Source organism: Heyndrickxia acidicola, assembly GCF_001636425.1.
In the GTDB taxonomy this organism is placed as follows: Bacteria; Bacillota; Bacilli; order Bacillales; family Bacillaceae_C; genus Bacillus_AE; species Bacillus_AE acidicola.
This window is the reverse complement of sequence record NZ_KV440953.1, coordinates 1,322,303-1,346,452: the sequence shown is the minus strand read 5'-3', so window position 1 is coordinate 1,346,452 and position 24,150 is coordinate 1,322,303. Positions and strand designations below refer to the sequence as shown.

Sequence of the window (24,150 nt, the reverse complement as noted above, 5' to 3'; positions counted from 1 at the left end):
CAACTGGCAGATAATGAAAATGCTGTCTATATCTATGTACAATCCCAATTTAGATTTAATTCAAAGGTGGATTGGAGAGGAAGGTGCGAGACTCTTGCGGGCAGCAGGCCTTAGGGAGCCCCCCAGGAGCTTGCAATGATGAGGCTCTCGGCCAGCCGTGGAAAACCAGCGCCTCTAGAAGAAATCAACCCAGCAGGATGATTAGAACACTGCCTATATCTATATACAATCCCAAATCTATATACAATCCCAATTTTGATGTAACTTAGAGGCTAATTGAGGCGCATAGAAATGCTTGCAGTGGATACCAACAAGCAAAAAAAGTTGCTGTGGCCAAGGCCACTTGGTATCTTTGCACCAATTGGGACAACTTCTTTTTTGTGAATGGCTCCACTAAAGTTCTATGTTGATAACTGCTCGTTTTTAGAACTTCAATTATGTACGTTCTATACATTTGAAAGGTTCAGGTTCATGACCATCATAGAATAATGGAGGGGGCGTATCCTGCATACCCCCTTAAATATTTGAAGTTCAGCTGCCCATTGTCATTCTTAGTGCTGTAAAGAATTCCGTTTCTTGAGTAAAATTCCCTTCATTTCTACCGATTGATGTTTGGATTCAGATTAAATGTTATTTCTTTTGCTGCTTCAATTGCGATTTTTTTTGCTTCCTCCTGGGAATTGGAAGCTGCCATTACATATCCATAACGGTCGCCCATTGATTTAGGTGAATGTAAAACCTTTCCTTTTCGGGGTTTAATAAAAACCTCCTCTACACCTGGATATTTGGAGCAGCGATTTCTTCCAGTGACCTTAACCAAAGTTCCAGTTTCATTTACCGTTAAGTAGTGCGTGTAAACAAATTTATTTTGTTTTTTAGTTAGGTTTGGCTTGTTTCCTAAATAAACTCGAATCGTTTCCTCTACTAAATTAATCCCATAGGCGACCTCAATCATTCGGTTCATTGCTCCCCCGGAAATTCTCGGATTGATTTCGATTAATTTCCATTCTCCATTTACCCAGCGCATTTCAAAGTGACAGGCGCCGTTTTTCAACCCCAGTTGGTGTAAAATACTGCTTACCGTGGCAAAGATACTGTTATAGAAGGACTCCTGTACCTCTGCGAGCAGCGCATAGCCTGTAACGATAAAATGTTGAAAATAAGTAATTTGCTGCTCGATAATCGCCACAATAGAAACGTATCCATTGTGAACCAGGACCTCTATTAAATATTGGGGACCTTGCAGGTATTCTTCTATTAAAATATCTTCTTCTTTAGCAGATAGTTTAGAGAGTGTTTTTTTAAATTCCTCTTTATTGTTTACAAACAAAACATCTTTAGACCCTGTTGAGAATGGGGATTTTACAACAAGAGGAAAAGAGGGAGTAACTGATTCAACAAAGTCATCTAATGGCTGGTCTGAATTATATTTGATGTAAAAAGGAGTGGATGGATGGTATTGAAGAATCGTTCGTGTTTCTAATTTATTTTCCATTGCACTTATGGCTTTTAAAGAGTAGGTGCCTAGTCCGAATTCCTCGGAAAGCTGTGCTGCAATTTGTACGTAAGAATCCATAAAACTCATAATTCCATTAATTTTTTTTCCCTCACTGCTTAAAATAGAAATCCGATTTTTTAAGGAGTCAACGTCGTCCAAGTCTGAAAACAGCATAAGGTGTACATCTGGGAATTCAGCCCTTTGATTCAGAAATTGTTTTCTATTAGTAAATAAAACCGTGAAAAAACCAAGTCGATCTGCGGCTCGAATAGCCTCCCGGCTGGATCCGGATTTATTGGTTCCGATAAATATAAATGTTTTCATTATTTAATTTAGCCCACCTTTAAAATCATTTGATTACAACAACAACTGGCTTATAGAAATAGAATATAAGTATATGTGTGTAACGGTTCTTGCTGGTTTCTTAAATAGGCAGACCATTTTTTCGAATATGTCATGCTGTACATCAATATTATTGAAAGGAGGAGCGCAATGAAGGGGGTTTTAATATGGTGCTTTTGGGAATGCTCCATCATCGGGCACATCCAAAAGATGTTCAAAAAGCGTATGCCTATGCAGCTGTAGCGAAGGTAGAAGGGGTGGATTTTTTTTATTTCTCTCCTGGAAAAGTGAATATACATAAACAAAGTATTATGGGAAAAGTGTATGACAAGGGAAACTGGGTAGATAAAGAATTTCCCTTTCCGGATGTCATATTTAATGCAAGCGGACCAGCTACATCCAAGGCTGAAGATATAGTTAATTACCTATATGATCGAATACCATTTACAAGCCATTCAATTGGAAATAAGATGAGTGTTTATAAAAGAATCAAGGAAGGAGGGGAATATGAGCCTTATCTGATTCCATCCGAAACGTATAAAGATTTTGAAACGTTCGACATTTTTGCGAACCGTTTTGATAAAATTGTTATGAAACCGGTAAGCGGACATCAAGGCGGAGGCATTCTCTTTATTGAAAGAGAAGGAAAAGCAGAATATAAGATAAATGAAAATGGCGAAACAAACATTTATTCAGAAAAAGCATTAAAAAAGCTCCTTATGGAACATACGAAAGAACAAGAGTATTTAATTCAGCCATTTATTATGTGTAAAATTAAATCAGGCCATGTCTATGATTTTAGGCTTCATGTTCAAAAAAATGGTGAAGGAAGATGGGTCATTACTTCTATTTATCCACGAATAGGCCAGTTGGGAACCTTTACATCCAATATGTCAAACGGAGGTTATACAGCATATTTAAAGCATTTTCTTAAAAATGAATTTGGTAATAAATGGTTCGATGTGTATCAGCAATTGAAATGGTTTTCATTAAATTTTCCGGTCCATTTTGAAACTCTTTATAAAGGGGATTCTTTTGATGAACTCGGTATTGATATAGGCGTAGACCAAAAACGAAAATTATGGATATTTGAGGTGAATTGGCGTCCTGGTGCCCCTATGATATTTGACCTTGAATTAGATGTAGCTAAAAATACAATTCAATATGCCAAATATTTAGCTGCTGCCAATAAGAACTAGAATTCATAAATATATTGTTTTACGGAGAATATAAAGGAAAGTATTCATAAGCCCCTAAAAACAGCTTGGTCATTGCCGGGTTGTTTTTATGTTTATAATGAAGGTTTGTCATTTGTTTGGGAAAAGCCTGAAAATCCATTAAAAATGATATGTTATAAAAAAGGAAATATACAGCTTTCGGTGAATTAGGAGAGGAGGGATTGAAAAATACGCAGACTTTATATGTAAATGTGGCTCTTTTAAGAGTTATGTGAATGCATCTGTAAAGGAGTTAAAGGGGGGCTATTTTGCTTACAAATCTTTATTTTGTCCGGCATGCACATTCTGTTTATTCACCTGATGAATTGATAAGACCTCTTTCTAAAAAAGGCGCTATCGATGCTGTTAAAGTAACGGTAAGATTAAGAAATGAGAAGATTGATGATGTGATTTCCAGTCCTTATAAAAGAGCTGTTAAAACAGTTGAAGGAATCGCAAACCTCATTGGCAAAGAAGTTGTTAAGGAATATGAATTTAGAGAACGATTACTCTCTGGAAAACCTTTAATAGACTTTCAATCTGCGATCAACAAAGTCTGGGAGGATGAGAGTTTTTCTTTTTCGGGGGGTGAGTCAAATAACGCTGCACGAGAAAGAGGGGGTAACGCTGCCTTGCAGGTTTTAAAAGACTATGAAGGGAAAAACGTTGTAATTGGCACACATGGCAATATCATGGTCTTAACGATGAATTTCTTTGATGGAAAGATCGGGCTCCCTTTTTGGAGAGCACTTGATATGCCGGATATTTATAAATTAAGCTTCAAGGGTAAAGAGTTGATCTCCATGAAAAGATTATGGAAAAACAGACTCTAGTCTAACTTACAGAGTGAAAACGCTCGCTGAAAGAACAATTGTTACAAAAATAGAGTGCAGAGACGTGAAAGTTAATTAGTCTTAAGAGACAAGATGAAGCGAGTGCCTTTTTAAAATCCTTATGGAACAGGGTATGTTTACTGCCTGGAGGAGGATTTATGTTCATTTCACAATTGAAGATAGAGGAATTGACCAAAGAGCAAATCACCCAATTTATTTTTGAAGGCATGGAAGATGATGGACAGGAGGGTGATTGCATTCTTGTATTTGGAAATAGGAGTTTACATAGGGTGAAAAAAGCGGCTCAATTATATTTCGATAAAAGGGCTCCCGTCATACTGGTTTCAGGTTCCGCAAATCGATGGCCAGAGGGGGCGACTGCTGAAGCAGTCTGGATGAGAAATCATTTGATTAAAATGGGGGTTCCCGAAGATAAGATCCTTATGGAGCTCGAAGCGGATAATACAACGGAAAATGTCATTGGTTCAGCATATGTTTTGCAAAAAAAGCTAGGGCTGCATACAGTAAAAAGAATCTTAGCGGTCAGTGCTCCCTTCCATATGAAAAGATGTTATTTGACTCTTAAAACCTATATGCCCACCTGGATCGATTATACCCTATGTCCTGATGACAGGCCGCTCGGCCAGAAACATAACTGGCAGGATGACCTGCAGACTGAGCAATTAATATTGAAGGAAATGCATTCTATTATACAGTACACAAAAAGGGGGATTCTTTTGGATAGAGAAATTGATTTATAGTGTCATAGGAAAAGAAAAACTCAACGTTTTTTTTAAAGGGGTCAATAGAGGCTGACTCAAAAGGCGGTAATAAGCGGCCTTTTGAGTCACCTCTTTTTTTATTTTTGGACAGAAAAAGGAAAAGAGAAGAAGAACAATTGATGCGAATAATAGCATGGTATCTATCTGCTGAAAATACATTTGAGCAGAAGAGAACAGGCAGAGCGAATAGCGCTGAGCATATCTAGTAATCCCCAAAGATCGTCGGGATTCAACGTTAATCAGAGTGGAAGGCAAAAGACTCCTGCAAGTTAAGAGAATTATTTGGGGATCTCTCATAAGCATGCAACAATGTAATTTCACTACCGCCCACGGAAAGCGAGTATTCAGAGTGAAAATCAACTGGCTGGAGGATCAAAACGCTGCCTATGTCTATGTACATTCCCCAATTTAGATTTAATTCAAAGGTTGATTGAAGAGGAAGGTGCGAGACTCCTGCGGGATCAGCGGGACCCCCCACGAACACTGCGACGAGGAGCTTCCTCTACCGATTCCTGAAGCGAGATTTACAACGAAAACCAACCAGCAGGATGACAAGGGCACTTCCCATGTCTTTCTTAAATCCTATTGTTGATCTGAATCTAAAGTTGATTGAAGTGGAAAGCGAGTGCCTGAAGCGAAAATCAACCTAGCAGGACGATTAGAACGCTGCCTATATCTATGTGCAATCCCCATTTTTAGCTTAAAGGTTGATTGGAGCGAAAGGAAATGCCTGCAGTAGTAATCAAAAAGCAAAAAAATTTGTTGTAGCCAAGGTCACTTGATAACACTGCACCATTTGGGACAACCTCTTTGTATTGAAATAGTGTAATTGCTCAATTAGGCGTATGTTTTCATTAAAGTCAATTGACCATAATTCAAATATGTTATATTATAAAACATATTGATGTTATAAAATCTCACATACTGCAGGCGGTGTGGAATGAATTGAAAAAAATTGAAGCGATTATTAGACCTGAACGGCTGACTGAGACAATTAAAGGCTTAAAGAGCATTGGAATTACAGGTTTTACTGTTTCTCAAGCAGTAGGCAGAGGAAGGCAAAAAGACACTCAAGGTGTTTATCGAGGGAAAAATTATAAAATTACATTACATCCAAAGGTGAAATTAGAAATCGTCCTTTCTGATTATATGGTAGACCCGACCATCAAAGCGATTATTGAGTCGGCGAAGACTGGCGATGATGGAGACGGTAAAATTTACGTTTATCCAATATTGGAAGCCTATAATATAAAAACAGGCAAGCCGGATTTTGATATTGATGATTTAGTGGAAAAGGAGGGATAATGGATGCTTATCCATTTAAATGCAGTATGGGTCGTAATTGCTGCTGCAATGGTTTTATTCATGGAAGGCGGATTTAGCTTACTGGAGTCAGGCTTTGTCCGTACAAAAAATGCCGTCAATGTCACCATGAAAATTTTTGTAGATTTAACGGTCGGAACACTTTCTTTCTGGATTATAGGTTTTGGCCTCATGTTCGGAAAGGATGCCTTCGGACTTATTGGTACGACTCTATTTGGAAATCCATCACATATTGCCCTCTCTATTCCTTTGCCTAGTGCGGCATATGTTCTCTTTCAAATAGGGTTTGCTGTTGCTTGTATTTCAATCGTTTCCGGAGCAGTGGCGGAGCGGATGAATTTTAACGCTTATATATTAACAGCGGCATTAATTTGTATTGTGCTATACCCAGTTACAGGTCATTGGATTTGGAACCAAAGCGGCTGGCTTGCGAAATTGGGTATGAAGGATTTTGCCGGTTCTGCTGCCATTCACGCAGTAGGTGGATTTGCAGCCTTTTCAATGGCAAAATACCTTGGCCCGAGAAAAGGGAGGTTTAATTCAGACGGGAGCACTAATGTCTTTGCCCCGAGCAATATTCCACTAGCTTCGGCTGGAGCCTTTATTTTGTGGTTCGGCTGGTTTGCTTTTAATGCTGGAAGTACGTTGGACGCTTCGAACAATGCCCTTGCTTCCATCGCTTTGAATACAATGCTTGCAGGTGCAAGTGGAGGAACAGCAGCATTGTTCCTGACTATTAAAAAATTTGGGAAAGCAGATCCTAGTATGACCATTAACGGCGTGTTGGCCGGATTGGTAGCCATTACAGCAGGCTGCGCATATGTATCTCAGTGGAGTGCCATTTTAATTGGAATAATCAGCGGTGTTATTGTTATTTTTGCTACGTTATTGGTTGACTTCTTAAAGGTAGACGATCCAGTTGGTGCGGTGGCTGTTCATGGGTTCAATGGAGTCTTTGGAACGATTGCAGTAGGATTGTTCGACCATTCCCAAGGCTTTTTGACTACTGGAAATGCTTCATTGCTTGGAGTTCAGGTTTTAGGAGCAGCTGTGGTAATGGTTTGGGGACTTATGGGCGGAACGCTTATGGCCAAAATATGTGAAAAAACAGTCGGTCTCCGGGTTAGCAGCCATGAGGAAGAGGAAGGATTGGATATGTCCTATCATGGAATACCTGCTTATAATGAACTCGAGCGTTTTACAGACTTGCCGACAAGCCTTTATAATTTTGAAGAAACAACAGGTATTACGATTGCATCGCCTGTAGAAAAAGGGATCTCAAGAGAGATCGTGTAAACTATACGTTGGAAAAAGCCGCGAATTCTTACGCGGCTTTTATTGTTCCATTTAAAATACGTAAGAGTGGAATGTAGATTTTTAGCTTGAAAAGCATGGCGTTTTTCCAGGGTTCCATTATAATGAAGAGTGAAAAACAAAAGTGAGGGGGCAGACAAATGGCAAGTCAATTTTTATTGCCGAACTCTTCAGCTACTCATGCAAAGCCTGGTTTTGAAACGGCGATCCCTTGCATGGGGCATAACATTCAGTAATATTTCGCCAATTTAATAGTAGGCTTTGCACCTTATTATTTATTAAATAATTAAGGGGCTGGCAAAAATGAAATATGTAAAAGCAACTTCTGTTTTACCTGAGTCGCTTATTTCTGAAATACAAAAATATGTTCAGGGAGAAACCATTTATATTCCAAAGCAGTCGACCTCACGCGAAAAATGGGGGAGCAAGTCAGGAACAAGAAGATTTTTAAAATCCCGGAACGCCACAATTAAAAACGCTTATTCAGATGGAACAGCATTAACTGAATTGGCAGACAAATACTGCCTTTCTGTTGAAACCATCAAAAAGATTGTCTATTCAAAGCACTGAATTTTCAGTGCTTTTTTATAATGTTTGGAAGGTATAAAAATTTTTTAACAAATAGGCAATGCTTAAGCACAATGTTGATTGGAGCTGTGAGGCACAAGACTTTCGCGGAAAGAGAATACCTGCAAGGGAAATTAACCCGCAAGATTAACAGAGCCATTAAATAAATGAATTGGATTTAACTGATTCTTTATATAAGCTAGTCTGGTTGCTGGTTAAGGAAAAACAGCGTAAATAAAAGAAATGAAAAATCTAAGTGGAAAGTTTGTTTAGAATTGTTTTTTACCTATTTTTTTACATATACAAGATGTAAACTACTAGTGGATGGATAGGAGGAATGAATATGAATCCATTTATGAGAACTGATCAATTTAACTTCATAAAATCACAAGCGCAAATTTTAGTGAAAAGTCATGCCAGTGTAAATGACAAGAAAGTTATTCATGCATTAAAGACATTGGCAGCAGATAAAATTTACGAACTATTTTCTATTAGGTTAAATGAAGATCAAAAACGATTGCTCGAACGAATAATGGAAGTGGAGGATGGTGTTAAGTGCAAAAAGTATTTAGAGGCTGTGAAGGAGTATGTGATCCCTTTTTAAAAAGTCTCCGAGCAAACGGTTAAGAAGCTGTTTCCAAAGGCTAAGAAGTTAAAGCTGCCTTCCTTTATGGAGAACCTGGACTATAAGGAAATTTCTTATCTGGGTTGGGAAGACAAGGGCTCAAGTAAAAAGTACTTGATTGCTCTTTACCAAAATGATTTCGTTGGACTGCATGGTACATTTACACCTTCTCAAAAAAAGGGATATGTACCATTTGCAGCCGCCATGCAGAAGTAGGCTTGTTTATGTCGGAAACAAAAGGGGCAGTTCTAGGGACATTCACAAAGCGAGGTAACTATATTTGCAGAGATAGTCTGAAATGTAATGAAAATATGATCTCGCTTCAGAAGCTGGAGGAATTTATTAAACTTCTGAAAGGATTAAAGGAATCGAGCTAAGCCGATTCCTTTTTATTTAAAGATTAAAAGGTAAAGTAAAAAACAAATGATTTCATAGAAAACATAATTACTGATAATTTGCAATGCACAATTACATAGTAATATTAAAAAAACCAACTATAACTAGCGACGGCTTTCGTTAAATCAAATTCAACGGCGTTGATTCAAAAGTTGATGGACAATCAATTTGGTCTTTATCATCTACCATACTTCTTGTACCGATAAATTTTGAATCATCTCCGAAATTTTGGCCGTATCCTTGATTTTTTTTATCCGAATTGTGCCAATCTGCTAACAGATTTTGGCCGATATTTACTGCAGACGCATTTTCAAAGGAATTAATTTTTAAAACAAAAATATTAATATTAACAGACGGTGACGCCAATTACATCCTCCTCCTTTTCCTAACATATATATGATGATGATGAGATATGTATGTAATATAACGTTTTCACTTTAAGGCTTTTCCTATATTTACAGCATGTAAATCCTGCCGCTGCCACCCTTTTCAATATACATGGAGGTTTAAAATGGATATAGAAAAACTAAAACAATGGATGGAGTTTGCGCAAAGAGTTCAGGGAAGCGGAGATTTTTGGAATTCTATTTTTGATCAGGATCAAACAAATTCCTTTATGAATACAAATTCCGGGCCTGCTCCGAGTCAGCCAATTGTCCAAACTCCGGTTTCACCGCAGCAGGAATTGCCGCTAGTAGACGTTTATATAAATGAAAAAAGTCTTTTTCTAATTGCTTCTATGCCAGGTGTTGCAAAGGAGGATATGAAGGTTTCTTTCAATCATCAAAGTGTCACCATAAGAGGAATTGTCAAACCTTTATTTCACCACGCAACACCACTTGTAACGGAAAGAAAATACGGCCCTTTTGAAAGGACTATTAAGATTCCAGCTCCAGTTGAAAATGCTAATAGTGCGGCAAAATACCTTAATGGGCTTTTAATTATCACATTTACACGAATTGAACACTGTGATGAACAAATTATTATTGAATAGTAGGCTATATTTGTATAAAAGCTATTTCGAATCTATAGAACCTGTGTTACAAAATAAGATGAGCATTTTAATTTTATCCACAATGATAACCAATCCCTTTTGTAATCTTTCACTCCATAATAATATCCATTTCCTTTAGCGGTGGGACATGCTATACATAATAACAATCATTTTTAAGCTGCTCCATCAAAAAATATGGCTTTGTTGGGGACTCTGTTGTTTTTAGCTCCAGGAAAGAAAGGAAACAAAAAAGCATGATATTTTGCTTTTTGTTCCCTTCTTTCCTGGAAAATGGGAAAAAAAACGAGCAGTTATCAATATAGAAATTTAACAGAGCCAAAAATATAAAGATAGCGGTGAATTTTATGTCTTTAAAAGGGGTATTCAATTATTTTTTAAAAAATGATTCAACAATAAAGCAATTAAAAAGAAAAATTAGTGAGCTGGAGAAAATAATTGAAAAAAATAAGTCTGTACAAAATGATGCAATTCCGAATAATGAAAAACCTCTCACTCCTGAAGGTAATATCCAACCGCCTATTGTGGTTGAAAAGCTTAACGTCGAACGGCTTGTCATTGATAAGGTGGAGCTTAATAACAATTTTGGGCAGCTAGGAATTAAGGAATTGAAAGGAAGGCTAAATATAGGAGCAACTTATGGTGAAGGGGGAATAATGGATTTTTTGAATAAAGAAAATAAAGAACTGAAAAGGAACAATACCGTGAATTCAGGCTTTAAAACAGAGAAAAAAAACGTTGAACCTAAAATTAACATTAACAGCAGATAACGATGTGCCATTTAAATATCATGTATCTGAAAATATTTTTTAAAAAGGTAATTGAGGCCGTAAGAAGCCTTACTTGAAGGGGCCGTAAGATTTAAAGTAAAGTAAACAAAATGCTCCGCATTAATAATTTATAATCCAACACATATAGTTTATTGAGAAAAATAAATTTAAAAAAGGCTTTGTTAAAGATCTATTTTATAGTTTATTTGTATGAAACAGTCGACAATCAGTCCTTTTAACTTAGTCTTAAAGAAATAATTTTAAAACGAACAAACCTGAAAAGAAAGGGAAGCAGTTATGAAACCTGTTCCAATTAATATTCATTTAGGTGATTTAAAGCTTAATAGTGCGGATCATTCAAGTGCAATTTCAATAGGAACAACAATCCAGATTGGCAGAAATGTAACAGCCAGAAAAAACCAAGCATTTGGTCAGCAGCTAGCGGATAATACAATTCAAGTTAATCCGTATGCTAAAACGATAGATAACGATTTATCTGATTTTTTTTCGGTAAAAAAAACGAATTAGCCATTAAAAATTTCTTCATTTAAAGCATCTAAAATGCAAAATTATTTCATAAAGGAGGAAATGGATGAAAACAGAATTGCATTTCACAATTTTTTAGGAGAGATGTGTATGTTTTTTTCGCCCGTAACGATTAATTTGCAGTCTATAAAAATAAATTCTCTTGACCATTCGGCAGTATTCAATATGGGAACAAGTCAACACTTGGACTTGTTTGTATCTTATAAGAGAAACCAAGGCATTGGGGAACAAAATGGTGATTTTTCTCCAATTTTTAATCCCGCTTCTTCTGTGTTAGATTCTGATGTAAGTGATAGTGCTAGTATTAAAAATAGTTTAATTTAACAAAAAATTTTTTGTAGGAGTGAAGATGATGGTGCAATTTACCCCTATGGTTTTAAATGTTTTTGCATTTAAGGTTAATTCAGTTGATAATGGAGCGGTCATTAATGCGGGTTCACTTCAATATATAGACCAATTTCTTTCATATAAACGGAATCAGGCATTCGGAGAACTTAATGGCGATTTATCTCCGGTCAGCCTTCCGATCTCTCCGATTATGGATCCTGATGTAAGTGATAATCCGTCAATTAAAAACAGTTTAGTCTAAGATAGATTATAGTTCTCAAGCAAATTGGCCATTCTTAAGATTTATTTTTTTATTGTTTTCCATTTCTTCTATACGAAGATTCGCTATTTATAATAGGCTCTTTAAATTAGTTGAAAGCTGCTCGTTTTTTTGCTTCTTTTCTTTACTATAACCTTTCTGCTGAGGTAAAAGGCGTGAGAAAAAAGAGTTTCACTTGAATAAGAAAAAACAACAAAGTCAGTAACTATACTTTTGTGTTTAGAGGATTTTGATTGTTTTTTAGCGAATGTATTTGTGTTTCACTATTGCTTACAAAGTCATAAAAAAAATACGGGTTTAAAAAGGCAATGGAAATGCAAATTGCTTTTGTTTCTTGAGGGGTGTGTAGATGATTATTAGAAAGGCAGTATTAGCCGACGCTGCGGGTATAGCCCGGGTGCATGTAGATAGCTGGAAAACGACCTACCAAAAAATTGTTCCTCAAGATTATCTTGATAGCCTTAAGTATGAAACCAGGGAAGAAATGTGGTTGAATGCTATTCCAAATGGAGGAATATTTGTGGCTGAACAAGAGAGTGGCAGAATTGTGGGCTTTGCATCCGGAGGGAAGGAAAGGAGTAAAAAATATCATCCAGAGTATGAGGGTGAATTATATGCTATTTATCTTTTAAAAGAATGTCAAAGACAAGGCCTTGGCAAGCTACTGGTAAAGGCAGTTATAGAGCATTTGCATCAGAATCATATTAAAAGCATGATAGTTATGGTGTTAGAAGGCAATCCTTCGAAGAATTTTTATGAGTCTCTCGGAGCAAAGAAGATAGACTTGGAAGTGGTGGACATTGGAGGGGAAAAACTTAATGAATTGGTTTTAGCCTGGGAGGATATAAGGCCATTTCTTTAATAGATTTTTTTTGGATCCACTTTTCTTCTATTAGTATATGCAAAATAGCTCCCCTCATAATAGGGGGCTATTTTGTTTGAAGAAGGAAAAAAATTTTAATCACTAACGTATAGAACTAATGTAGTTTCTGTCCAGCTCCAGTACCTATCGGTAGCAGAAATCCGCACGCCGAAGAGCAAGGAGCTTGCGCTTTTCTACATTATTCACCCCCAAATCTCTTTGGAAATCTCAACAATAAATTTGAGTTTGTTCCATTGTTGTTCTTCTGTTAACTTATTGCCATGGTGGGTAGAAGCAAATCCACATTGGGGGCTAAGGCAAAGGCGCTCTAATGGGATATATTGTGCTGCCTCTCTTACTCTTGCTTTAATCGTCTCTTTATCTTCCAACTTACCTGTTTTGGAGGTAACGAGTCCCAGAATGACCCGGGCATTGTTTTTTGCTGCGTATTCCAAAGGCTTAAAGTCTCCTGAACGATGATCGTCGTATTCTAGAAAAAATCCGTCTACGTTTTCATGTGCCAGTAAAGTAGGGGCAATCATTGAATAGCTTCCCTCAAAGGCCCATGTTGAGCGGTAGTTTCCACGGCATAAATGGGTTGTAACCACCAAATCATCCGGTTTTCCCTCAAGGACCCCATTGATCACGCGCAATGCTAAATCAATAAGCTGATCTCTCGTATATTCACCGTCTTTAAATTGGAACTCTGGATCGCAAAGCCTGGCAATATAAACATCATCGAATTGTAAATAACGGACGCCAGCTTCATAGAACGTTTTTAAAACGTCCCGATAACACTCGACAATGTCTCTTGCAAATTCTTCGATATCTGGATAAATTGTTTTATTTCGTATGGCAATGTTAAATAACTGGTTTGGACTTGGAATGGTTTGTTTAGCAACCGCACGTCCACCTACTATTTCATTAAAATCTTTGAAATCCTGAATAAATGGATGCTCCTTGTTAAAAGAAATTTTATCAATATTCCTGACGTGATAGCGATCTGTTTCTTCACCCGCAAATTGATAACCTTGGTCAGGCACATACCCTTCGATTCCATTCAGGTGCTCAAGGAAATCGAGGTGCCACCATGTTCGGCGGTACTCACCGTCTGTAACAAGCTCTAATCCAATTTCAATTTGCCTTTCAACAATACGTTTAATTTCACGGTTTTCTATTTCACGTAATTGAGCTGAAGTTATCGTTCCGTTTTTATATTCTTTTCTGGCTTGATGAATGGATTCGGGTCGTAGTAAGCTTCCTACATGGTCAGCGCGAAAGGGGGCCTTTGTCAAAGTAATGGACATACTCATTCCTTCTTTCATTATTTTTAATAAGCTTTTATATCTGTTAGAGATCAATGTTGAATTTAGAACGATGCTGATTGGAGAGAGGGTGGGTGACTGCAGCGGAAAGCAACAGGCAAGATGAGCAAAGCCAAGCTTTTTAAACTTGATTTTCACTTTTATCCAATGGGTGCTTAGCTCTAACCGTTGTAAAGTTCTAATCATAATTGGGTCAAATTAAATAAAAAACCTCTTCTGTCCGTCGACAAGAAGAGGTTGATTGAATAAATGCTGCTCTTCTTATCTTCAAGCTTAACGCTTCTGGAATTAGCACAGTACTTCAGAAAAAGTCTGCTGCTGAGGTATCAAAGGGCCAGTCCCTCCACCTCTCTGGATAAGAAATGAAAATTATGAAGTTTTAATAATATTCAGTCTACAATTCAATAGTGAGAATGTCAAGAACAAAGTAAAGATTAAAATTATTAGCGGAGCACATTTTATAGTACAATAGAATTGACGATAAGTCATTTAACTGCATACTTTATGGTTTCTTAATAGGATATTAAGAATGAAAAGGGAATCCGGTGAAAGTCCGGAGCGGTCCCGCCACTGTAAGAGGGAGGTTCTTTCAAGCTGTGCCACTGTTTCTATGGAACGGGAAGGTGTAAAGAACCGATGAAATCAAGCCAGGAGACCTGCCATAAAGGAGCACACAGAATTCCTACGGGAGATAGGAGAGTGTTGCAAATGATATGGCCGAGGAATAAAAAAGCCAGTACACGGCGCGTACATAATTTTCGTGAGCAATGGGCTGCCCTTTATGAATCAGGCTTTGATTAAAGCAACTGAAGTGGAAAAATTTTCATAAAGCCGCATTTAAAGATGAACCATAGGAGGGTCAGCTCATGACAAAAGCTTATTCTACAGAACAATCAAGAACTCATCAAACAAAATTGGTGCTGCCGCCGGATACGAACCATCTTCAAACAATATTTGGAGGAAAGGTTCTGTCTTATATTGATGAAATTGCCGCAGTTGCTGCTATGAAACATTGTAATCAGGCAGTCGTTACAGCCTCTATTGATTCAGTAGACTTCATTTCTTCAGCTGCAGTTGGAGATGCACTTAGCCTGGAGGCATTCGTTGCTTCAACAGGGCGTACTTCGATGGAAGTTTATGTTCGGGTTTATTCTACCAATCTACTGGTCGGAAAAAAAACACTGACAACCGAATCATTTTTAACAATGGTTGCAGTAGATAAGGATGGAAGACCCGCCCCTGTTCCCGGGGTAATACCCCAATCAACGGAAGAAAAAAGATTATTTGAGACGGCACCTGCACGCAAGGAACATCGAAAAAATCGTGCGTTAATCCGTTAGTCAATAGGAGCAGTTATTGAATGCTTACACATAAAAATGAGGGTGACTCAAAAGGTGGTTATAAGCGGCCTTTTGAGTCACCTCTTTCTATTTTTGGACAGAGATAAGAAAAGGGGGGAAACACTTGGTGCGAATAATAGCATGGCGTCTTTGTTAAAAATTTATTTGAGCAGAAAAGAACAGGCAGGTCGTAGAAGAGGCAGGACGAATAGCGCTGAGCATATCTAGTAATACCCAATGATCATTTGGATTCAACGTTGATTAGAGTGAAGGCAAATGACTCGTGCAAGTTAAGCAAATTATAAGAGGATAGCCCATAAGCATGCAACAATATGGTTCCAGTCCCACACACGGAAAGAGAGTATTCGAAATGAAAATCAACTGGCAGGATGATCTGAACGTTGACCATATCTATGTACAATCCTAATTTGGATTTAATTCAAAGGTTGATTGGAGAGGAAGGTGCGAGACTCCTGCGGGATCAGTAGGCCATAGGGAGACCCCGCAAGAGCTTGCGACGAGGAGGCTCCCGGCCGCCCGCGGAAAGCGAGCGCCTGCAGCGGAAATCAACCCAGCAGGATGATCAGAACACTGTCTATATCTATTTAAAATCCCAATTTTGATTTAACTTAAAGGTTGATTGAAGTAAAAGAAGTGCTTGCAGTGCAAATCAACCTGCATAAAAAAATTTGCTGTCTCCAAGGTCACTTGATATCTTTGAACCATTTGGGACAGCCTCATTTTCTGCGTAATGAAGAGGATTGATGCTGGAAGATTTATCTTAAATATTCTAAATAAGGACGTATAATCGAATTATAACCATTCTTCTGGCTATCCTTTCTGCCTAGTTAGAAGTCATGTCATCTAAATATTTTTTGATCGCTTCCACATTACCAGCTACATTTTTTTCTCTAATTTCATCCTTTTTTAACTTATCAACTGCTTTTTCCAAGATTGCTTGTGCTTCTGATTGGGGGATTACGACAACTCCATCTGCATCACCCACAATAATATCGCCTGGATTCACGGCAGTTCCGCCACAGGAAATAGGAATATTGATTTCCCCTGTACCAGCTTTTCCGCTGGCTGCTACAGATGTTCCTCGTGAGAAAACGGGAAAGTTTAATTTTTTAACTCCTTTTATATCACGAATGACTCCATCTACAACAATGGCGCTAATGCCCAGTGTTTGGGCCATTCCTACAATGAAGTCCCCGGCAATGGCTCTATAGAGATCTCCTTTTGCATCGATTACGAGGACATCGCCAGACTTTGCCTCTCTTATTGCTTTTAAAACAGCTAAATTGTCGCCGACCGGAATCTTTACATTAAAGGCTCTGCCGGCGAATCGGTAGTCCTCCTCCAAGGGTTTAATAGCAGGATTCATATTATTTAATCCATTCATAACATCTGAAATACAGGTTGTAGGGATTTTTAAAAATTCTTTCACAATCGATTCCATTAGCCGGTCTCCTTTTTATAAGTTCTTTTAGGTAAAGTATATATCCAATTTGTATTTTTTGAAATTTAAAAAAATTTATTGTTTAGCATAAGATAGAATTATCGATTTTAGTGTACTGGAGAGGATTTGGCAATGCAGCATTCCATTTAGGATAATTTATATATCTATTACCATATCTCAGGCAGGAAGGTGATTGAGAAACACAGTTGCCTCGTCCATTAACTGTAATTCGAAAATTATAAAAGGGAAACCACAATCTTTTGCATGCAGGTTTATTGAAAAGTTCAAATAGTTTGTCTAATATTGAAGTGAATAAATTGAAATATTCAGCAATATCGAAAGCGATACCAAGGAGTATTAACTGATTACTTAGTGTATTTATGTCGAAAATAAAGAGAATAAATATATTTTTTAGAGAGGTGTTTAAAAATGTCATTGGAAAGTGTCAGGGTTCATTTTAAACAATGGAACAGAGAAAACGATATCATGGAGTTTAATCGTTCAAGCGCAACGGTGGAACTGGCAGCGGAAGCAATAGGGACTGCTCCTGGCAGAATAGCAAAGACCCTTTCTTTTAGGGGGGAAGAGGATGCCGCGATATTAATAGTGGCAGCAGGTGATGCCAAAATTGATAACAAAAAGTTTAAGGAAACCTTTGGATTCAAAGCGCGCATGCTGACTCCGGAAGAAGTTCTCAAGCAAACAGGACATGCAATTGGTGGAGTATGCCCTTTTGGTTTAAAGAACGATTTGAAAGTATTTCTTGATGTGTCGCTGAAAGGGTATACGACCGTTTTTCCTGCATGCGGAAGCCCTAATTCTGCTATTGAGCTGACCATCGATGAACTGGAGCATTATTCCTCAGCAAGCGGCTGGGTGGATGCCTGCAAGGGATGGGAAGAAGCAGATGCAAAAGATGAAGGTGCCCTTGCTCTATAATAATTTAAACGTATCGCTCTTTGCCCTGGAGCAATACGATATAGTTAAAAAGAGCAGCTCAAAAATGAACTGCTCTCCTGATGTTATTCTGGTGTTTTAAGTGACGGTTCATTTAAGGACAAGTCCGTATAGGATTCAAGAGCCTGCCTCAATCGCCTAAGCTGTTCCTGGTCGACAGAAGTATCCCAAATACTATATTGGACTTTGTTTGGCCATTCCGTGTTCTCATCTATCAAAATGCTGCACCTCCGTTCTTATGAAATTAAGCATTAGCGCTCAGGGTTTACTCCTATTTTTCTTGAAGAACGGATAAATATGCATTCATTTTTTAGAATTAAGAAGCTCAGGATTTTAAGGTTAATTGATTTTTTTGATACAGGCTCTCGACAAAACACCTCGTTTTTTCAAAAGCTTCTTCCGGGCTTTCTACAACCTCGGCGATATAAGCTTCATCTGGAAGCTGATCATCTACACCGGGAATTTTAATGCGGTCTCCGTAGGCATTAATTGCTCCATGTTTCCGCATTTGTTCAATGCAATCGAAAAAGGGTTTCCAATACTCTGAATGGACAAATATGGCTTTGGTTCGATGTCTTCGAAGGTGGTTGGTTTGAAGCTTAGAAAGAGTTTCGAAAACCTCCCAGACGGTGCCAAAACCACCAGGCCAGAACAAAATGACATGTGAATAATTTATTAAAACACTTTCTCGAATGGAAAAATTATTCATTCTGAGACGCTGATTCGAAAAGACCGAATAGGTATTCTTTAAATTAAAAAAATCATCGACACCAAATTGACAATCAATTCCAATCACATGGGCATGATGACTTCGGGCACCTTCTGCTGCAGCCCTCATAATACCTGGGCCGCCGCCAGTGCAAAGGGGAACATAACAGCCGCCAAGTGAGTCTTCCTGGTCATTGGCCGAATAACGTCCCCACAGCTCACCAAATCGAAAGGCTGAATCCCAGAATACGGAACCATGTTCAGCGATTTCCTTTTGCCTTTTCATTCTAAGTTTATTTTTTGCCATTTTTTCCTTTAATAAATCCTTGCAAAAAGTATCCTCTTCTTTGTTTAGCTCTACCAGGAGCTTCTCAGATTCGAGGCTTAAGGCTTTTATTCTTTCCTCGGTGAGTTCCTTGCTGTTAATGGTGCCTGATCCCATCAAGGTCACGACTCCGAATTTGGCTTCATAGCTGAAGAGGAGCTCGGCAGCATAGATGTCTGCAATGCTGTCCTCTGTACCCAGGGAACGGTCATTGGGAATAAAGCAGACCTGCGTACCGATCACGCGAAAAGCGGCCATACAAGTGTCGTTTGAAGAAATGTCCTTCCAGGTGACAATGAAGCCATCCTCCTCTACACTCGAGGTATGGACCTGGCCATTTTCACCCAGGCTGCTAATGGAAAGGTTATATGTATTGGTTTTAGAGGGAAGATGGGGATTAAAGGTAATGGGTTCTTCAAAAGTAATTTTTGCCTTATTTCCGTCTGTCTTTTCAATCCTCCATCCTGTTCCTGAAGCCGACCATGTATGGGTAGATGGCTCATAGAATAGGCTTCCAATTAATTCAACCTGTTTCATCTTTTTCACCTCATTAATCGTAGAATCACTTTAACTTGCTCAGCTCTTAGTTTTGCTTAAAGATATTGGTATATACATATTCTTTATGGCTTTTAAATAATTGAGTAAGGGGTCAACTGTGTGCATCATAAGCATCTACTTATGATTATGATAATTAATACCTACTTGACTCATAAGGTTAGTAGTTCTATGATTAGAATTAATTTTTACTAAAAAACGAATAGTAAGAATTTTTGATCAAGAAGTTATCGTGTATTTTCTTTGTGAGGTGGATATTGTTGCAACTTCAAGTATTGAACAGCCCATTTAATGAGGAGCAGGCAGAGCTCCTTAACCGTGTTCTGCCAACCTTAACTGAAACACAGAAAATATGGCTGAGCGGCTATCTTGCTGCATCACAGCCGGGATTCCAAACTGAAGGATCTTCGATTCAACTCGCGGAAGTCCCTGCTCAAAACAGGGACCAGTCTTTTTCGAAAGAGATTACGATCCTGTTTGGATCTCAAACAGGCAATGCTAAAAGCTTAGCCGTTAAGGCAGGGAAAATTTTAGAAGAAAAAGGATTTAAAGCAATCGTTTCAGTAATGAGTGATTTCAAACCAAACAACCTAAAGAAGATAGAAAATTTATTAGTAGTCGTCAGTACTCAGGGAGAAGGAGATCCGCCGGATAATGCCATTGCCTTCCATGAATTTCTTAATAGCAGAAGAGCACCAAAACTGGAAGGGCTCCGTTTTTCTGTATTAGCCTTAGGAGATACCTCTTATGAACAGTACTGCCAGGTAGGCAAGGAATTCGATTTGCGGCTTGAAGAGCTTGGAGGGGCTCGTCTTTATTCTAGAGTGGATTGTGATCTGGACTTTGATGAGCCTGCTGCAGAATGGCTTGATGGAGTATTAGATGCGCTAAGTCAGGGCCAGAGAGAACAGTCAGGACAAGAGCCAGCCTCTACAGTTAGTCAGGAGGTGGAGTCCATCTTTTCAAGATCGAATCCGTTTCGTGCTGAAGTGCTCGAAAACCTTTGTTTAAATGGACGCGGCTCCAACAAAGAAACTCGTCATCTTGAGCTTTCCCTTGAAGGATCAGGGATAACGTTTTTACCTGGTGATAGTCTTGGGATTTATCCCGAAAACGATCCTGCTTTAGTTGATTTGCTGATTCAGGAAATGAAATGGGATCCGGAAGAGATTGTGACGATTAATAAAAAAGGAGAAGTGAGCACTCTCAAAGAAGCTCTCACTGCACATTTTGAAATAACAGTTTTAACAAAGCCGCTTTTAAAATCTGCGGCTGAACTGACTGTCAATGAGGAACTGAAAAAACTCATTGCGGAAGATGAAGGAAAATTAAGATCCTATCTTGGCGGCCGTGACCTTTTAGATTTAATTCGTGACTATGGTCCATGGAGCGGGACAGCCCAAGATTTTATTTCCATCCTGCGTAAGATGCCTGCGAGATTATACTCCATTGCAAGCAGTTTGAAAGCTTATCCTGACGAAGTGCATTTGACTATCGGCTCTGTCCGCTATGATTCACTTGGAAGGAAGCGAAACGGGGTTTGTTCAATTTTGTGTGCAGAACGCTTGAAACCTGGAGATACATTGCCTGTATACATACAGCATAATGATCAATTTAAATTGGCGGAGGATCCGAGTACTCCGGTTATTATGGTAGGTCCTGGTACCGGCATTGCGCCTTTTCGAGCCTTTATGCAGGAGCGCGAGGAAACTGGAGCGGATGGCAAGTCATGGCTGTTCTTTGGTGACCAGCATTTCAGGACTGATTTTTTATACCAAACGGAATGGCAAAAATGGATTGAAAAAGGTGTATTGACTCGAATGGACGTAGCTTTTTCCCGTGATACAGACCACAAAGTATATGTACAGCACAGGATGCTTGAGCATAGCAGCGAGTTGTTCAAATGGCTTGAAGAGGGAGCAGCGGTCTATATTTGCGGTGACGAGAAAAACATGGCGCATGATGTCCATCAAACATTGCTTGAGATTATCGAAAAAGAAGGCAGAATGAGCAATGTAAGGGCACAGGAATATTTAGCAGGCATGCAGCAGCAAAAACGGTACCTGCGTGATGTGTATTAAAGCGTGAAAGGAATGTTGACAACATGGTCAATCCACTATTAAAAGCACCTGACGGACCGCCAAGTGATGTAGAAGAAATAAAAGAGCGGAGTAACTATTTACGGGGAACCATAAAAGAATCGATGCTAGAACCTCTTAGTGCAGGAATTAACGAGGATGACAATCGACTCATGAAGCATCACGGCAGTTATCTGCAGGACGACCGTGACTTGCGGAACGAGCGCCAAAAGCAAAAGCTGGAGCCTGCTTATCAATTTATGCTGCGAGTCCGTTTGCCGGGCGGTGTTGCCACACCACAGCAGTGGCTGGTAATGGATGAGCTGGCGGACAAAAACGGGAACGGCACCTTAAAGCTAACCACACGCCAAACTTTTCAAATGCATGGGATATTAAAATGGAGTATGAAAAATACCATTCAAGAAATTAATTCTGTTCTCATGGATACAATCGCAGCATGCGGTGATGTGAACCGGAATGTGATGTGCAATCCAAATCCATATCAATCTGACATTCATCAGGAGGTTTATGAATGGTCCAAACAGCTGAGTGACTACTTATTGCCTCGGACAAGGGCCTACCATGAAATCTGGCTCGATGAAGAAAAAGTAGCCGGCACACCGGAAACAGAAGAAGTTGAACCGATGTATGGCCCATTGTATCTGCCTCGTAAGTTTAAAATTGGCATTGCCGTTCCGCCATCCAATGATATTGATGTCTTTTCACAGGATTTAGGGTTCATTGCAATTGTTGAAGAGGATAAGCTTTTGGGCTTTAACGTGGCAATAGGCGGCGGAATGGGAATGACGCATGGCGATAAGGCGACCTATCCGCAGCTTGCCAAAGTAATAGGGTTCTGTACTCCAGATCAAATTCTGGAGGTTGCTGAAAAGGTCATTACAATACAAAGGGATTATGGGAATCGCTCTGTCCGTAAAAATGCCCGCTTTAAATATACTGTAGACAGGCTTGGGCTTGAAACGGTAAAAAATGAATTGGAAAATCGCCTGGGCTGGAATCTTGAAGAACCAAGGGAATTTCATTTCGAGCATAATACGGATCGTTATGGATGGATAAGGGGCTTGAAGGGAAAATGGCACTTCACTATGTTCATTGAGGGGGGACGTGTTTTTGATTTTGAGGACTTCAAACTAAAAACGGGGCTAAGGGAAATTGCGAAGATTCACACAGGTGAGTTTCGTTTAACAGGAAATCAAAACCTGATCCTCTCAAATGTAACCAGCCAGAAAAAGAAAAAAATTGAAGCTCTGCTGGATGAGTACGGTTTATCCGATGGAAAGCACCATTCAGCAATTCGCCGCAGTTCACTTGCCTGTGTGGCCCTTCCTACCTGCGGGCTGGCCATGGCAGAAGCAGAACGGTATTTGCCGAGCTTGATGGAAAAAATAGAAGAGATTGTGGATGAAAATGGGCTGCGGAATGAAGAAATCACCATACGTATGACCGGATGCCCTAATGGCTGTGCACGGCCGGCACTTGCAGAAATTGCTTTTATCGGCAAAGCGGTAGGCAAGTATAATATGTATATCGGCGCAGCTTTTGACGGCAGCAGGCTAAGCAAAATGTATCGTGAAAATATTGGGGAAGATGAAATTTTAGCTGAGCTTCGCTTCCTTCTTTCCCGCTATGCAAAAGAGAGAAATGAAAAAGAACACTTTGGTGACTTTGCAGTACGGACGGGAATAGTTCAGGCAGTAACGGACGGCACGCATTTTCATGACTGACTTAAAAAGGCAGGGGTGTCCCCTGCCGCTTTATACTGTGGAAGATGTTTGTTTGTTGCATTAAAGCACTAAAGGGGTCTGACCCCTTTAGTGCTTTAAAGTATTGCTATAAATGAAATTTGAACATCATTCTTATTAACAATGGCTGTTTTCGCATAGATTGTTGCTTTTCGCAAAGTTGAATCCGTAACAAGTGGAGAACCGTGGCATCTTTTCGTTTTAATTCATTTTGTTTTCAAGCTGAACCCTGTGTATTCTAGATTCATTTATACAAATAGCAACAAAGCTTACGAAAAGAGCTTTAACAAAAGAATAATTAGATAAAAAAGGATTAAAACCTCTCTTAATAGAATGTATTACTTTAATAGGGAGGGATTTTGTTGAAAAAAACTGCTTTAGTAGTATCTTCATTGCCAGGGTTTGAGAAGGAAATTGGCAGATGGCTGTGGTGCCTGGAAGATGTACGCAAGGACCTATTACATGAATTAAACGGCATAAGCCAAATCGTACTTGACGGTAAAATAGACGAAAGGCAAACGATTGGCTCGCTGCTGTATCATATTGCATTGGTCGAGGCAGACTGGCTTTATGAAGAAGTTCTTTGTACTGAATGGGATCCTGAAATACGCTCGTTACTTCCGGCAGAAATCCGTTCAGAGGACGGTTCCATGACCCACATTGAGGGGCAAAGCCTGGAAGGGCATCTTCACCGCTTGAATAAAGTACGTGAAACATTTCTTTCCCACTTCAAAACCATGGATCTGGAGGATTGGCGTAAACCAAGGAATCTGGAAAAGTATGACGTTACCCCTGAGTGGGTGGTTTACCATTTGATTGAACACGAATCACACCACAGAGGCCAAATTTTCCATTTGCTTAGGAAGTTACAGAGCCAATAAGGGGATCATAGTTTCATTGCTCTGATAATTAAAGTTTTATTTAGGGCTGTTTTCGCATAGAT

Annotated in this window: 24 protein-coding genes, 1 pseudogene and 2 riboswitches; of the genes and pseudogenes, 19 read left to right on the top strand and 6 right to left on the bottom strand. The window is 39.0% G+C overall.

Features of this window, described 5'->3' with window-relative positions:
- Nucleotides 1-598: 598 nt before the first annotated feature.
- Complete coding sequence (locus tag A5N88_RS06290) at nt 599-1,822, bottom strand: ATP-grasp domain-containing protein (protein ID WP_066264194.1); 1,224 nt, start codon at nt 1,820-1,822, stop codon at nt 599-601.
- Nucleotides 1,823-2,007: 185 nt separating this feature from the next.
- Between A5N88_RS06290 and A5N88_RS06285 the strand changes: the two genes are divergently transcribed.
- From A5N88_RS06285 to A5N88_RS06255, 7 genes and pseudogenes are all read left to right on the top strand, one after another.
- Nucleotides 2,008-3,039, top strand: coding sequence for a YheC/YheD family endospore coat-associated protein (locus tag A5N88_RS06285; RefSeq protein ID WP_066264193.1), 1,032 nt, complete (start codon nt 2,008-2,010; stop codon nt 3,037-3,039).
- A gap of 287 nt (nt 3,040-3,326) precedes the next feature.
- Nucleotides 3,327-3,890: a histidine phosphatase family protein gene (locus A5N88_RS06280; RefSeq protein ID WP_066264192.1), complete on the top strand. Its 564-nt coding sequence runs from the start codon at nt 3,327-3,329 to the stop codon at nt 3,888-3,890.
- 158 nt (nt 3,891-4,048) lie between these two features.
- Nucleotides 4,049-4,651 (top strand): YdcF family protein, encoded by a 603-nt coding sequence (locus tag A5N88_RS06275; protein ID WP_066264190.1) that lies wholly within the window; start codon nt 4,049-4,051, stop codon nt 4,649-4,651.
- A gap of 966 nt (nt 4,652-5,617) precedes the next feature.
- Complete coding sequence (locus tag A5N88_RS06270) at nt 5,618-5,977, top strand: P-II family nitrogen regulator (protein WP_066264189.1); 360 nt, start codon at nt 5,618-5,620, stop codon at nt 5,975-5,977.
- 3 nt (nt 5,978-5,980) lie between these two features.
- A complete protein-coding gene (locus A5N88_RS06265; protein ID WP_066264188.1) occupies nt 5,981-7,291 on the top strand; it encodes an ammonium transporter in 1,311 nt (436 codons plus the stop codon).
- 321 nt (nt 7,292-7,612) lie between these two features.
- Entirely contained in the window at nt 7,613-7,879 is a 267-nt protein-coding gene (locus A5N88_RS06260) for a CD3324 family protein (RefSeq protein WP_066264186.1), read from the top strand.
- Between the two features lie 340 nt (nt 7,880-8,219).
- Nucleotides 8,220-8,878, top strand: a pseudogene (locus A5N88_RS06255) (FusB/FusC family EF-G-binding protein).
- Between the two features lie 139 nt (nt 8,879-9,017).
- Here A5N88_RS06255 and A5N88_RS06250 read toward each other — a convergent pair.
- The gene (locus A5N88_RS06250) at nt 9,018-9,263 is read right to left on the bottom strand and encodes a hypothetical protein (protein WP_066264185.1); all 246 of its coding nucleotides are present in this window, start codon (nt 9,261-9,263) and stop codon (nt 9,018-9,020) included.
- Nucleotides 9,264-9,408: 145 nt separating this feature from the next.
- Between A5N88_RS06250 and A5N88_RS06245 the strand changes: the two genes are divergently transcribed.
- From A5N88_RS06245 to A5N88_RS06220, 6 genes are all read left to right on the top strand, one after another.
- A complete protein-coding gene (locus A5N88_RS06245) occupies nt 9,409-9,891 on the top strand; it encodes an Hsp20/alpha crystallin family protein (protein ID WP_066264184.1) in 483 nt (160 codons plus the stop codon).
- 365 nt (nt 9,892-10,256) lie between these two features.
- A complete protein-coding gene (locus tag A5N88_RS06240) occupies nt 10,257-10,679 on the top strand; it encodes a hypothetical protein (RefSeq protein WP_066264182.1) in 423 nt (140 codons plus the stop codon).
- 297 nt (nt 10,680-10,976) lie between these two features.
- The gene (locus A5N88_RS06235; RefSeq protein ID WP_066264180.1) at nt 10,977-11,207 is read left to right on the top strand and encodes a hypothetical protein; all 231 of its coding nucleotides are present in this window, start codon (nt 10,977-10,979) and stop codon (nt 11,205-11,207) included.
- Between the two features lie 60 nt (nt 11,208-11,267).
- A complete protein-coding gene (locus A5N88_RS06230; protein WP_412733855.1) occupies nt 11,268-11,549 on the top strand; it encodes a hypothetical protein in 282 nt (93 codons plus the stop codon).
- A 28-nt stretch (nt 11,550-11,577) separates the two neighbouring features.
- The gene (locus A5N88_RS06225; RefSeq protein WP_412733856.1) at nt 11,578-11,814 is read left to right on the top strand and encodes a hypothetical protein; all 237 of its coding nucleotides are present in this window, start codon (nt 11,578-11,580) and stop codon (nt 11,812-11,814) included.
- Nucleotides 11,815-12,181: 367 nt separating this feature from the next.
- The gene (locus A5N88_RS06220; RefSeq protein WP_066264179.1) at nt 12,182-12,694 is read left to right on the top strand and encodes a GNAT family N-acetyltransferase; all 513 of its coding nucleotides are present in this window, start codon (nt 12,182-12,184) and stop codon (nt 12,692-12,694) included.
- A 203-nt stretch (nt 12,695-12,897) separates the two neighbouring features.
- On the opposite strand, the gene A5N88_RS06215 is transcribed toward A5N88_RS06220, so the two are convergent.
- Nucleotides 12,898-14,001, bottom strand: a complete 1,104-nt coding sequence (locus A5N88_RS06215) for a 5-methyltetrahydropteroyltriglutamate--homocysteine S-methyltransferase (RefSeq protein ID WP_066264176.1) — start codon at nt 13,999-14,001, stop codon at nt 12,898-12,900.
- Here A5N88_RS06215 and A5N88_RS26080 point away from each other — a divergent pair.
- Both A5N88_RS26080 and A5N88_RS06210 read left to right on the top strand, forming a co-directional pair.
- Nucleotides 13,994-14,125, top strand: a complete 132-nt coding sequence (locus A5N88_RS26080; protein ID WP_260525545.1) for a hypothetical protein — start codon at nt 13,994-13,996, stop codon at nt 14,123-14,125. The two genes, A5N88_RS06215 and A5N88_RS26080, sit on opposite strands and share 8 nt — an antisense overlap.
- A gap of 152 nt (nt 14,126-14,277) precedes the next feature.
- Nucleotides 14,278-14,381: riboswitch (SAM riboswitch) on the bottom strand.
- A 126-nt stretch (nt 14,382-14,507) separates the two neighbouring features.
- Nucleotides 14,508-14,697, top strand: a riboswitch (cobalamin riboswitch).
- A 188-nt stretch (nt 14,698-14,885) separates the two neighbouring features.
- Nucleotides 14,886-15,359: an acyl-CoA thioesterase gene (locus tag A5N88_RS06210; RefSeq protein WP_066264174.1), complete on the top strand. Its 474-nt coding sequence runs from the start codon at nt 14,886-14,888 to the stop codon at nt 15,357-15,359.
- A gap of 844 nt (nt 15,360-16,203) precedes the next feature.
- On the opposite strand, the gene A5N88_RS06200 is transcribed toward A5N88_RS06210, so the two are convergent.
- The gene (locus tag A5N88_RS06200; protein WP_066264171.1) at nt 16,204-16,821 is read right to left on the bottom strand and encodes an RraA family protein; all 618 of its coding nucleotides are present in this window, start codon (nt 16,819-16,821) and stop codon (nt 16,204-16,206) included.
- 429 nt (nt 16,822-17,250) lie between these two features.
- Here A5N88_RS06200 and A5N88_RS06195 point away from each other — a divergent pair, with 429 nt between their 5' ends.
- Entirely contained in the window at nt 17,251-17,760 is a 510-nt protein-coding gene (locus tag A5N88_RS06195; protein ID WP_066264169.1) for a YbaK/EbsC family protein, read from the top strand.
- 83 nt (nt 17,761-17,843) lie between these two features.
- On the opposite strand, the gene A5N88_RS24765 is transcribed toward A5N88_RS06195, so the two are convergent.
- Nucleotides 17,844-17,996, bottom strand: coding sequence for a hypothetical protein (locus A5N88_RS24765; RefSeq protein ID WP_157090613.1), 153 nt, complete (start codon nt 17,994-17,996; stop codon nt 17,844-17,846).
- Nucleotides 17,997-18,103: 107 nt separating this feature from the next.
- The gene (locus tag A5N88_RS06190) at nt 18,104-19,348 is read right to left on the bottom strand and encodes an LOG family protein (protein WP_066264168.1); all 1,245 of its coding nucleotides are present in this window, start codon (nt 19,346-19,348) and stop codon (nt 18,104-18,106) included.
- Nucleotides 19,349-19,626: 278 nt separating this feature from the next.
- Between A5N88_RS06190 and A5N88_RS06185 the strand changes: the two genes are divergently transcribed.
- From A5N88_RS06185 to A5N88_RS06175, 3 genes are all read left to right on the top strand, one after another.
- Entirely contained in the window at nt 19,627-21,447 is a 1,821-nt protein-coding gene (locus tag A5N88_RS06185) for an assimilatory sulfite reductase (NADPH) flavoprotein subunit (protein WP_066264166.1), read from the top strand.
- A 23-nt stretch (nt 21,448-21,470) separates the two neighbouring features.
- Nucleotides 21,471-23,189 carry an assimilatory sulfite reductase (NADPH) hemoprotein subunit gene (gene cysI, locus A5N88_RS06180; RefSeq protein WP_066264165.1) on the top strand — a complete coding sequence of 573 codons (1,719 nt, stop codon included), beginning with the start codon at nt 21,471-21,473 and terminating at the stop codon, nt 23,187-23,189.
- A gap of 380 nt (nt 23,190-23,569) precedes the next feature.
- A complete protein-coding gene (locus A5N88_RS06175) occupies nt 23,570-24,088 on the top strand; it encodes a DinB family protein (RefSeq protein WP_066264164.1) in 519 nt (172 codons plus the stop codon).
- Nucleotides 24,089-24,150 lie beyond the last annotated feature (62 nt).